A 12,262-nucleotide genomic window follows, 5' to 3' on the forward strand; every position below is an offset into this window, starting at 1 on the left:
TTACCTCTCTAAAAATTAAAGATAACGGTTGTTGTTAGGTAATACAGTCTCCTCTGCATGCTTCAAAGCATCTTCCACTACATTGATTTCGAGGAATGAGGTCTTTGTTCCTGCCTTACCACTACTTAAATAACCTACCATATCGGAAGGCTGCAAACGGCCTTCTTTCAACAGACGACGCAATGCCGCAAAGTAATATTGCTGTCCGTTAGCCAATTCCGGCATATAGATAGCTTCCACACCATAAGACAAAGCCAAATGACGCATTGTCTTTTCTTTATAGCAGATAGCCAGCACTGGATACTTTCCACGGAAAGCAGCCAGATTACGAGCAGTGCGTCCGCTATAACTATCAGTAATAATAGCACGTATTTTTAACTTAGAAGTAGCTTTTACTGCTTGTTTAGCAAGGAACGCCGTAACATCATTACTATTCTCATCTAACGGAATACGGATATCATTTTCTTCCAGTTTATCTTTTTCTGCCTGAGCCGCAATTTTAGTCATCGTTTTCACCGCTTCTACCGGATACTTACCATAAGCGGTTTCTCCGCTCAACATCAAAGCATCTGTACGATAGTAGATTGCATTGGCAATATCAGTCACTTCCGCACGAGTCGGACGAGGATTATTTATCATTGTATGGAGCATTTGAGTAGCAACGATTACCGGCTTCTTTGCCAGAATACACTTGCGAATCAATACACGCTGGATTCCCGGAATACGTTCTTGAGGCACCTCGATACCTAAGTCACCACGGGCAACCATTACGCCATCTGCCACTTCCAGGATTTCATCGATATTATCCACCCCTTCCTGATTCTCAATCTTAGCAATAATCTTAATATCACTATTATGTGCATCCAGAATTTCACGTATGTCAAGTACATCCTGACGGTTGCGTACGAAAGAGTGAGCGATAAAATCAATATCCTTTTCGATAGCATAAAGAATATTGTTACGGTCTTTTTCCGTTAATGAAGGAAGATTGATGCGAACACCCGGGACATTTACGCTTTTACGGCTTCCCAAAGTAGCATCGTTCTTAACTTCACACAGCAAATAACCATCCGTCTTATCAATAACTTCCAGTTCCAGATCGCCATCATCAATCAGAATCGTACCGCCGATATTCAGGTCAGACACAAAGTTCGGATATGAAACAGCAATACACTCACGAGTTGTTTCCAAATCCGGATTACCTACAATCTTTACTTTCTCTCCTATTTTATATGGAATCGGCTCTGCATTAGCCGTTGTACGAACTTCCGGACCTTTTGTATCCATCAAAATCGCAATACGGTTGGACACAGCACGTACATTTGCAATCAAAGCTTCAAAACCTTCACGGCTAGCATGCGCTGTATTCATACGCACTACATTCATCCCAGCTTCAAACAACTGTTTTATAAAATCCACATCACAACGTCTATCCGAGATGGAAGCCACAATCTTAGTCTGTTTCAATAACATAGTCTTTCTACCTATTATATATTATTACCTTATTTATTATCTATCCAATAAAGCCTCCAAAGCCAAACGGTACGAATTTAGCCCAAAGCCACAAATCACTCCTTTACAAGCACAAGCAATCATCGATACGTGCCGAAAAGACTCGCGACTATGCACATTAGAAATATGCACCTCAATCACCGGAGATGTCACAGAACGAATAGCATCCTGCAAAGCTATGGAAGTATGTGTATACGCACCTGCATTCAAGATTATACCATCCACATCAAATCCCACCTGCTGTATGCAGTCTATCATTTCTCCCTCGATGTTCGATTGAAAATAGTCGATCTCCACGTCAACGTATCTTTTGCGAAGATCAGCCAAGTAATCTTCAAATGTAACGCTTCCGTAAATGGAAGGTTCACGCTTACCCAACAGATTAATATTCGGGCCATTAATAATTTGTATCTTCATCGCGCAATCCTGTTTTTTTATACCTTTGTATCTGAAAGAATGTGCAAAGGTAGAAAAAAGAAATGGAAATCAACGAAAAAAAGCATAAGAAGGAACAACAAGAGCTGATAATCAGGAAGTATCAGCAGTATCTCAAACTCGAAAAGTCCTTATCTCTTAATACTCTGGATGCCTATCTGACGGATCTGGACAAACTGATGAGCTTTCTGACATTGGAAGGGATTTACGTATTGGACGTATGCCTGTCCGATCTTCAACGTTTTGCGGCCGGATTACATGACATCGGCATTCATCCCCGTTCACAAGCCCGCATCTTATCAGGAATCAAATCATTTTTCCGTTTCCTCATCCTCGAAAACTATCTGGAAGCAGATCCCAGTGAACTATTAGAAGGCCCTAAAATAGGTTTCAAACTTCCCGAAGTACTGACTGTGGAGGAAATTGACCGGATTATCTCCGCCGTCGACCGCAGCAAAGCTGAAGGACAGCGAAACAGAGCTATTTTAGAAACACTATACAGCTGCGGACTTCGGGTATCAGAACTTATCACCCTTAAACTATCCGACCTCTATTTTGATGAAGGCTTTATCAAAGTAGAAGGAAAAGGAAGCAAACAACGACTCGTACCAATCTCCCCCCGGGCTATTAATGAAATAAAGCTTTACATCACAGACCGTAACCAGATTGAAGTGAAAAAAGGGCATGAGGATTTCGTTTTCGTCAGTCAGCGGAGAGGCAAAGGTCTTTCCCGGATTATGATCTTTCACATGATAAAAGAATTAGCACAAAAAGCGGGTATTACCAAAAACATCAGTCCGCACACTTTCCGGCACTCCTTTGCCACTCATTTACTGGAAGGTGGAGCCAATTTGAGAGCCATTCAATGTATGCTCGGACATGAATCCATTGCGACAACGGAAATCTATACCCACATCGACCGCAATATGCTTCGTAGTGAGATTATCGAGCATCACCCACGAAATATCAAGTATAGGAAAGAAAAAGAGGAGTTATTTCATTAAATTATGATAAAATCGCCCCCTTATCTATATAATTATATTAAGAATTAATATCTTTGCGTTACTTTTTCTGTGTGAGCAGAAGGAGATTGGCAAATAGACGATATTTCAATTACAAACATTTAATTTATACCTAAAATGACTAAGAAGTTGTACTTGCCTTTACTCATGGCAATGGTTGTTGCATTATTCTCTTCTTGCAGCAAAAAAATGGGTGAATTGTCAGCTGATTACTTCACTGTTACTCCGCAAGTGCTGGAGGCAGTAGGTGGTAAAGTTCCTGCGACCATCAATGGTAAATTTCCTGAAAAGTATTTCAACAAAAAAGCGGTTGTAGAAGTTACTCCGGTTTTGAAATGGAATGGCGGCGAAGCTAAAGGCCAACCAGCTACTTTCCAAGGTGAAAAAGTGGAAGGTAACGACCAGACTATCTCTTACAAGATGGGCGGTAGCTACACGATGAAAACTTCTTTTGACTATGTTCCTGAAATGGCTAAGTCAGAATTGTATCTGGAATTCAAAGCTACTATCGGAAAGAAAGTGGTGACTATTCCTGCTGTGAAAATAGCTGATGGTGTAATCTCTACTTCTGAATTAGTAAACAATACATTAGGTAACGCTAACCCTGCATTGGGCGAAGACGCTTTCCAACGTATCATCAAAGAAAAACACGATGCCAACATCATGTTCTTGATCCAACAAGCTAACATTCGTTCCAGCGAATTGAAGACTGCTAAAGAATTCAACAAAGAAGTAGCTAACGTCAACGAAGCTGCTAACAAGAAGATCAGCAACATCGAAGTTTCTGCATACGCTTCTCCTGATGGTGGTGTAAGCTTGAATACTACTCTTGCTGAAAACCGTGAAGGCAACACAACTAAAATGTTGAGCAAAGACCTGAAGAAAGCAAAAATCGATGCTCCAATCGATGCTAAATATACTGCACAGGACTGGGAAGGTTTCCAAGAACTGGTTTCTAAATCTAACATCCAAGACAAAGAGTTGATTCTCCGCGTTATTGCAATGTACCAAGATCCTGCTCAAAGAGAAAGCGAAATCAAAAACATCTCTGCTGTATACAAAGAATTGGCTAACACTATTCTTCCTCAATTGCGTCGTTCTCGTTTGACTTTGAACTATGAAATCATCGGTAAGTCTGACGAAGAAATCGCTAAGTTGGCTTCTTCTAATCCTTCTGAACTGAACGTAGAAGAATTGCTGTATGCTGCTACACTGACTAGCGATCCTGCTAAGCAAGAAGTTATCTACACTCAAGCTACCAAACAGTTCCCGAACGATTACCGTGGTTACAACAACTTAGGTAAATTAGCTTACCAGGCTGGTAACATTGACAAAGCAGAATCTTACTTCAAGAAAGCTGCCAGCGTTAATGCTACTCCTGAAGTTAACATGAACTTAGGTTTGATCTCTTTGATGAAGGGTGACAAAGCTGCTGCAGAAGCATACTTCGGTAAAGCTGCCGGCACAAAAGAACTTGGCGAATCTATGGGTAACCTGTACATCGCTCAAGGTCAATATGAAAGAGCAGTAAACTCATTCGGTGACTCTAAGACTAACAGTGCTGCTTTGGCTCAAATCCTTGCTAAGGACTATAACAAAGCTAAAAACACGTTGGCTAACGTAGAAAGACCTGATGCTTACACTGACTACCTGATGGCAGTTTTAGGCGCTAGAACTAATAATTCTTCTATGGTAACAAGCAGCTTGAAGAGCGCAGTTGCTAAAGATTCTTCATTAGCTAAGAAAGCAGCTACTGACTTGGAATTTGCTAAATTCTTCACAAATGCAGATTTCATGAACATCATTAAATAAGAGAATTACCACTCTATTTTAAATATTAAGAATTGCCTGTCATTATAAATGACGGGCAATTCTTTTTTTTTATCTGTAAAAACCGTACTTTCGCAGAAAAGAAATCAAAGCAATGAAAAAGAGTAGCATTTTAATCCTCATAATCATTTGTCTATGCAGTTGTGGTAAATCTTCAAAGAAGGTTAGCATAACCGGGGAAATCAAAGGTCTGGGCACAGATACGCTTTATCTGTATGGAATGGACGAATCATTCGACCGGATAGATACCATTTTCGCGAAGAACGATAAATTCTCTTATACAGCTTCAATAGACACCATTACTTCTGCCTTTTTACTTATTGACAATCAGACAGAATATCCAATCTTCCTTGACAAAGGAAATCAAATCAAAATAAAAGGAGATGTCAATCACCCGGAATATCTGGATATCAATGGTAATATATATAATGAAGAGTTTACAAACTTTCAGAAAGAACTAAATAGCCTGCCTACCCCATCCGAGAAAGATTTAGAGCAAAAAGCAGAAGAATTCATCATGAAGCATCATTCTTCTTTTGTCAGCCTCTACTTGTTGGATAAATACTTTGTTCAGAAAGATTCGCCCGATTTCAACAAAATAAAGAAGCTAATTGAAATCATGACAGGAATATTGCAAGACAAGCTGTATATTGAACAGCTCAACGAAGCCATCTCTCTGTCAGAGAGAACAGGGACAGGCAAATATGCCCCCTTTTTCAGTCTATCTAATATAAAAGGAGAGAAAATTACCCGGTCATCAGAAGATTTCAAGAAAAAGAACCTGTTAATCAACTTTTGGGCTTCATGGGGAGATAGCATTTCCAATCACCAAAGCAATACCGAGTTAAAAGAGATCTATCAAAAATATAAGAAGAACAAACATATAGCCATGCTCGGTATTTCCCTTGATATGGATAAACAAGAATGGCAGGATGCTATAAAACGTGATACACTCAATTGGGAACAAGTCTGTGATTTTGGCGGACTAAATTCCGAAGTAGCCAAACAATACGCCATCAAGCAAGTTCCCAGCAACATTCTTCTGTCGGCAGACGGTAAGATTCTCGCGAAAAACCTCAAAGGAGAACAATTAAAGAAGAAAATTGAGGAAGTAGTCACTGCTGCTGAAGAAAAGGAAAAACAAGACAATAAGAAGAAAAAATAATCAATAATCAAACGTGTTAATTAAAGTATTCGGAGCGGCTGTTCAAGGGATTGATGCAACACTCATCACAATCGAAGTCAACAGCTCGCGCGGCTGTATGTTCTATCTCGTCGGCCTTCCGGATTCTGCGGTCAAAGAAAGCCATCAACGTATTATCTCCGCATTGCTGGTGAATGGTTATAAAATGCCCACTAGCAATATAGTAGTCAATATGGCACCAGCCGACATCCGTAAAGAGGGTTCAGCTTATGACTTGCCTCTTGCCATCGGATTGTTAGGAGCTAACGAAACAATCTCTTCCGAGAAGTTTTCCCGCTATTTGTTAATGGGCGAACTAAGTCTGGACGGAAGTATACAACCTATCAAAGGTGCGCTTCCCATTGCTATCAAAGCGCGCGAAGATGGTTTCGAAGGACTAATCATCCCCCAACAAAACGCACGGGAAGCGGCCGTTGTCAATCAATTAAAAGTATACGGAGTCAGTAATATCAAGGAGGTCGTCGAGTTCTTCAATAATGAACGCGAATTAGAGCCGACTGTTGTTAATACACGGGAAGAATTCTATCAACAACAGACGAACTGTGACTTGGACTTTGCAGACGTTAAAGGGCAAGAGAATGTAAAAAGGGCACTAGAAGTTGCAGCAGCCGGAGGACATAATTTAATAATGGTAGGTGCTCCGGGTAGCGGTAAATCGATGATGGCCAAACGCCTTCCTTCCATTCTTCCTCCTCTTTCACTGGGGGAAAGTCTGGAAACCACCAAGATACATTCAGTTACCGGACAATTGAAACGCGGGTCCTCATTGATTTCCCAACGCCCATTCCGCGACCCTCACCACACAATTTCCCAGGTGGCGATGGTTGGCGGAGGTAGTTTTCCACAACCCGGAGAAATCAGTCTGGCACATAATGGGGTACTTTTCTTAGACGAACTATTCTCAAAACTATTTAACTATTGTATATTGTTATATATCAACTATTTAATCAGACAGAACAACCATTCAATCCAGTAAAATTCAGTTTCCGCACCGATGTAAGCCCAACAAAGCCTCACAATCGGTCAGCCTCTCATCTCAATTCCTGCCGTCTCCTTTGAAGAAGAAAAGTAAATTCCGCCCTAGAGCACCCTCTCAACTCCAATATTCACAATTTCAACCTAGTATTAGTTTACTCTCAATTACTATAGAGTTCTTTACAATACCAATTTCACAGATAGAGTTTCTATGAGAAGTAGCTGTTTCCAAATCAATAGCAACGAAATCTAAGTTCCCCATATATGTCTTACATTATGTGAGATAATATAGCAAGATTATGTTTGATTCTGATTATGTATGCTATACTTCTTTATAATTGGGTAGCTCTAATAAAGTGCGAAGAAGTTCATCTTTATTCCTATCCTCATCTTTAATATGTTCTTCTAATCCTTTAATACGGGATTCTACAAGTTCATTACATATATCCTTCTGCATTTCCTTTAGCATATCTAAGCTGATTAAGGTTCTCATTTCAAATATATTAACATCCTCTAGTGGACTGCCTAGTATAATGAATTTATCAAAAACGAATATGCTGTTATCGGGATATTTGTCATTCTGTGCTATTGTTCCTACACTGAAACGTGCTTCATGCTCGAAGAATTTCATTATAACATCTAGTTTATTGCCATGTTTACGTTTAAGAATCCTATCTCTATATCTATCAAAGAAATGTGGTATATATGCAGCGCTCTTAGCAGTTTTAGTAATAGTACTATGACAGGTCACTACATATATGCCTTCCGGTTGGCGGTAACATCTTGCAATTAATGGTATAAACTTATGCTTCCAGTATGCATTAAAGCTATATCTGATAATATATATATGACCTGTGTTGGTAGTAATCTTTATAGGTTTAAAAGTGAAATGGTCTATTCCTTTGGTCTGTATATACTTTAGGTATCTATCCTTCATTCCGAAGAAGTCTACTTCCCTCTCTCGGAGATATTCCTCATAATCTATCTTATATTCATCAAGGACTTTTGTATACAGCATAACCTATTAGTATTAACTAGAAAGGGTATCCAAATGGATACCCTAAAGTGTTTACTTAGTAGTATTAATTAGTAGAAGAAGTTAAAATAGCTTCTAGTATGTCTGCTGGAATATCTTTAAGAAGCTTCTTTTGGTTCTCTAATTTGAGTTCCTTGCAGTTCTTAATCCATTCCTCGTACTTCTCGATTTGCTTGTCACACCAACAAACCATGTCAGCCGGTGATGCATTATTACCAAACCAAGAGCCATACAAATCAAATGATTGTTCACGACTTAATACTACACAAGTTGCTTCATTCTGATTCTCCATAATGATAAATTAATTAGGGTAAATAAATTAACCTTTAAATCTACTTAAAGGCTTGCCGTTCCTTACGGTATTAGTCCATAAGTTGTTTACAAGTAAACGAACATAAAGCGCAATTAAGCCATTATGGTATCTCTAGATGAAACGCCACAAATGTACGAATATATTTTAAATAAGCAATCAAGTCTAATATAATTTATGCTATAAATTAATGTATTATTGTAGATATATATCATAATAGTCTTGAATGATAGTATGGAACTAGGTATATATTCATAGTAGTTATAATACTTTATAATACCACAGTATCTTATAGTAATACAGCGTACTAATAGACTGTAGTAATCTCTATACATTCTATCAATGTCTTTATAACTAGAATTTGCCTGTTGTCATACTGTAAATATCCAATAAGTGAAAGCCTAATAGGAATAAATTCAAAATCTGATAATAAGGACTAAAATAACAGATAGACTTGAATAAAGTAGAACCTTCATGTCATAAATTCCAACTTTATGTGTACTTTTGAGCATGATTCGTTACAAGTGGGACAGAATAGTTCAGACCATAATATAGTGTACTCTGTGTAATTCTGTCCCATGTGAACAATAATTTAGATAATATGGAGAATACAGAGTTACACAGTACACTTGTTTACATTGAAGAGAAGGAATTTATGTCAGACCTCTATCCGGAAGGTTTGCCCACTAATACCATAATTGACAAGACCCTAACCGCCAAAGGTGCGACTACTTGTGAATTGGAAGCAAAGCGTAACTCAATAATTGTTGAGCCTAATGTTCCTGTCATTGTAGGGAAACAAAATAAATACCCTAAAGCATTAGGAGTATGTGAAGGTGTTACAGATGCGACCATTAAAACATATCTACTTGATAAATCTATTCCTCATAAGAAGATTATTGTTACACCAGAAAGCTATTCTAAAGTAAAACGGGCAGCAGATTATGCAAGCATTAATTTATTTAAGGACTTCTTTCTACTGATAGATGAATGTGAGAAGGTTGTACAAGATGCGGAATTTAGACCGAATATAATTCTGCCATTCTTCGACTTCTTTAGCTTTGATAATAAAGCATTAATATCAGCAACTCCCTTGTTACCAAATTTGAAGGGATTTACGAACCATTCATTTACCTGTATTAAGATTATACCCAATTATGATTACAAGAAGGCTCTAAATTTGGTTGGAACCAATAATGTACAACAGGAGTTCATGAATCAGATATTCCAAAGTGGTAACAAGATAGCTATATTCTTAAATTCACCCGAATATGCTAAGGCGTTAATAGAGAAAGCCAATATCAGAGACTGCACTAAAATCTACTGTTCAGATACTGACGGGAATATCGGTAAGTTGCGTAAAGAAGGATATAAGGCAGCAGACCTGTTTGTGTCTGGTGAGGTATTGGAGCAATATAGTTTCTTTACCAGTAGATTCTATTCAGCAGTTGATTTGGAGACGTCCGACCGACCGGATATAATAATGATGACAGACTGTATCAGCAGACCCCACACAATGATAGACCCATATACACACGCTATTCAGATAATTGGTAGGTTCAGAAACGGAATAGGGGATATAACCCATATAACTAATTGGAATAATGATTTGGAATTACAGTCTCGTGAAGAAGTTATAAAAGAGATGAAAGCACAGAAGAATGTCTATGATACTCTTGCTGATGTAAAGGAAGCTCTTAAAGGTAGAGAGAGGGAACTTCTGACAGAGATTCAAGAACGTATTCCCGTTTACAGGTTTCTATTTGAGAATGATGAATATAAAGGTAAGGTAAATCCATTCTTAGTAGAATGTTATATCCAGAAATTCAAGATTGCATCATTCTATCAATATCCACAATATTTAGAGAACGCTTATCGTGAAACGGGACATTTCAATGTATTGTACCATTATAAGCATTACAATGATGAACAACCTCAAACAGTTAAGCCCAAGATTTTATCAAGGAAGAGGAAGATTGAAATACTAGAGCGTTTACAAGTTCTTAGACCTAAAGGGTTGGTATTTATGATTCCTTCAGAAGAACAGGAACAGGAATTAGCATCATTAAGACATGAAGCCCCCGAACTGTGTAAGTATTATGAGAAGTTTGGCATTGATAAGATTGTGGAAATAGATTATGATTTATCTACCATGAAACGAGAACTTAAAACAAAGCATAAGGCAGAGATATACCTTGTTCCGATAGATGAAATCTATAATACTATCGTCTTAGGCAAACCTTATTCAGAATCTGAAATCATAGCAACCTTGCAGATGATATATGATAAATATAATCTTGTTGATGATAATAATAAACCATTGAAAGCAAAGGCAACATATTTGAATAAGTACTTTAGAATCTCTGAACGGATAACAATACCGAAGTCCCGCCTCAAAGGGTATATTCCGTTGGAGAAGAAATATTCACTCGAATAATCGAAATGTGGGACAGAACTGTTGAGAGTTTGACTTATTACACTCCGAACGGTTCTGTCTCATTTTTCGGAGATTCATGGCTGCAAGCACTCTCACGTGTGTTTATCCATGCGAACGAAGGCAGAGAGGTGAATACGCAACGCTAACATTCCCTACAGCTTGTCAATCTTGAAATGACCGCTCCGTTTATCTTCCAGACTTGCCACCATAAATCTAATTCGTTTCAAATGAGTGGGCTAACCTATCCGGCACTTGGAATTTGAGACTGTGACATATCAGAGACACAATAATTTACATCGGGCTTTGAACTGCCGACTGATACGCCCAGAAGTGAAAAATAATTCAAGGCAAGGCGTGCACTGTTCACTTGCACACCGTAAATCAGAGCAAGATTCGTTTACGAGTTCCGAATCAGTTTCCAAGTTAGCAGGAGAGGGCATATCTTCACTTCATAAAGCTCCCAACACAAAGTTTTAAAATAGTCACACAACTGTTATGTAGCCTTACCGAAATGCAGTATCTTTGTGCTACCACATGAGAATCACTGAAACTACTGAATAGCCCAACTTGAAATATATCTGAATATACCTACCGATTCAATCCACCTTATCTTGCCAGATTACCTATTTAATAATTATTCATGGTACTAAGAATGAGTGAGGAAACAGAACTTACATTCAAACAGTTACGTGAGCTTGCATTAGCCCACCATATAGCAGATAATAGAACGATGATTGGAATATGGGCTAAGCTCAATGGATATTCCAAGAGACGCAAGCAGAGAGATAACAAGGTTTACACCGTTTACATCAAGATGAATAATGATACATGAATAGTTTCTAATGAAGGGAGGACAGTATAAATGGTTCTCCCTTTTACCGTTAATAAGTGAGCATACTAGGCAGGGTATGTATTTGCAACTAATCATCTAATTAGTATCACTATCTACTAATGTGTTTACTAATACAGCAAAGTTATGTGCAGAAGTATTGATATTACCAGATTATAAAGGTGTGCTTATTCCCCCCTTTAGCGGTGTGCTTAATCCCCTTTTGGAGCGTGCTTATTCACCCCCTGTCTACACTCCTAGATACTACACTCCATACAGCCATACCGTAAAGTTCTGACGAACTTTCAGTAGGTGGGATAAGTAGGATATATAAATCAATAATATATGTGGCATTATAATAATAATTTATATGAGAAACTAAGCGAACTAAGGAAAGTGAACAGACTAAGTTCCACTAAGATGAGATTCTTGTTAAAGACCAATCAGATTATTTTGATTAACCATATTGAGCGTTTGCCTTATGAAAGACACGAAACTTCCATTCAAGGAGTACACAGTAATGAGTAATAATCTGATTCAGAATCTAAACTGTTCAGATGTGTACAGGGCTTATACCTTGCTATTAACAGCAGATAAAGATTCTTTGGAAACTAATACTACATTAAAACAGCTTGCAGGGTTTGTAGGGGAAGAACTGGATAATTACAAGAA

General features: G+C 38.2%; 10 protein-coding genes and 2 pseudogenes. 8 read left to right on the forward strand and 4 right to left on the reverse strand.

What is annotated here, in order from left to right:
- Nucleotides 1-15: 15 nt before the first annotated feature.
- Both pyk and aroQ read right to left on the reverse strand, forming a co-directional pair.
- Nucleotides 16-1,473, reverse strand: coding sequence for a pyruvate kinase (gene pyk / locus DW862_RS03845; RefSeq protein ID WP_008023274.1), 1,458 nt, complete (start codon nt 1,471-1,473; stop codon nt 16-18).
- Nucleotides 1,474-1,509: 36 nt separating this feature from the next.
- Nucleotides 1,510-1,929, reverse strand: a complete 420-nt coding sequence (gene aroQ, locus DW862_RS03850; RefSeq protein WP_004311171.1) for a type II 3-dehydroquinate dehydratase — start codon at nt 1,927-1,929, stop codon at nt 1,510-1,512.
- Between the two features lie 62 nt (nt 1,930-1,991).
- On the opposite strand from aroQ, the gene xerD reads away from it, so the two are divergent.
- The 4 genes and pseudogenes from xerD to DW862_RS03870 all read left to right on the forward strand — a co-directional run.
- Nucleotides 1,992-2,951 (forward strand): site-specific tyrosine recombinase XerD, encoded by a 960-nt coding sequence (xerD, locus tag DW862_RS03855; RefSeq protein WP_004317151.1) that lies wholly within the window; start codon nt 1,992-1,994, stop codon nt 2,949-2,951.
- Between the two features lie 135 nt (nt 2,952-3,086).
- Nucleotides 3,087-4,781: a tetratricopeptide repeat protein gene (locus DW862_RS03860; RefSeq protein ID WP_004323056.1), complete on the forward strand. Its 1,695-nt coding sequence runs from the start codon at nt 3,087-3,089 to the stop codon at nt 4,779-4,781.
- A 112-nt stretch (nt 4,782-4,893) separates the two neighbouring features.
- Complete coding sequence (locus tag DW862_RS03865) at nt 4,894-5,964, forward strand: TlpA disulfide reductase family protein (protein ID WP_120067302.1); 1,071 nt, start codon at nt 4,894-4,896, stop codon at nt 5,962-5,964.
- A gap of 13 nt (nt 5,965-5,977) precedes the next feature.
- Nucleotides 5,978-6,901: pseudogene (locus DW862_RS03870) on the forward strand (YifB family Mg chelatase-like AAA ATPase); the annotation flags it as partial.
- Nucleotides 6,902-7,300: 399 nt separating this feature from the next.
- Here the strand turns inward: DW862_RS03870 and DW862_RS03875 are convergent.
- Nucleotides 7,301-7,996: a hypothetical protein gene (locus DW862_RS03875; protein WP_120067304.1), complete on the reverse strand. Its 696-nt coding sequence runs from the start codon at nt 7,994-7,996 to the stop codon at nt 7,301-7,303.
- Between the two features lie 64 nt (nt 7,997-8,060).
- Nucleotides 8,061-8,306 (reverse strand): hypothetical protein, encoded by a 246-nt coding sequence (locus DW862_RS03880; RefSeq protein WP_120067305.1) that lies wholly within the window; start codon nt 8,304-8,306, stop codon nt 8,061-8,063.
- A gap of 619 nt (nt 8,307-8,925) precedes the next feature.
- Here DW862_RS03880 and DW862_RS03890 point away from each other — a divergent pair.
- The 4 genes and pseudogenes from DW862_RS03890 to DW862_RS03905 form a co-directional block, all read left to right on the forward strand.
- Entirely contained in the window at nt 8,926-10,761 is a 1,836-nt protein-coding gene (locus DW862_RS03890; RefSeq protein WP_120067307.1) for a hypothetical protein, read from the forward strand.
- A 5-nt stretch (nt 10,762-10,766) separates the two neighbouring features.
- On the forward strand, nt 10,767-10,907 hold the full coding sequence (locus DW862_RS25790; protein ID WP_165861874.1) for a hypothetical protein: 141 nt from the start codon (nt 10,767-10,769) through the stop codon (nt 10,905-10,907).
- Nucleotides 10,908-11,401: 494 nt separating this feature from the next.
- Nucleotides 11,402-11,593, forward strand: a complete 192-nt coding sequence (locus DW862_RS03895) for a hypothetical protein (protein WP_004296533.1) — start codon at nt 11,402-11,404, stop codon at nt 11,591-11,593.
- Nucleotides 11,594-12,071: 478 nt separating this feature from the next.
- Nucleotides 12,072-12,262, forward strand: a pseudogene (locus DW862_RS03905) (hypothetical protein); the annotation flags it as partial.

This window comes from Bacteroides sp. AM37-9, from assembly GCF_003603455.1.
In the GTDB taxonomy this organism is placed as follows: Bacteria; Bacteroidota; Bacteroidia; order Bacteroidales; family Bacteroidaceae; genus Bacteroides; species Bacteroides xylanisolvens.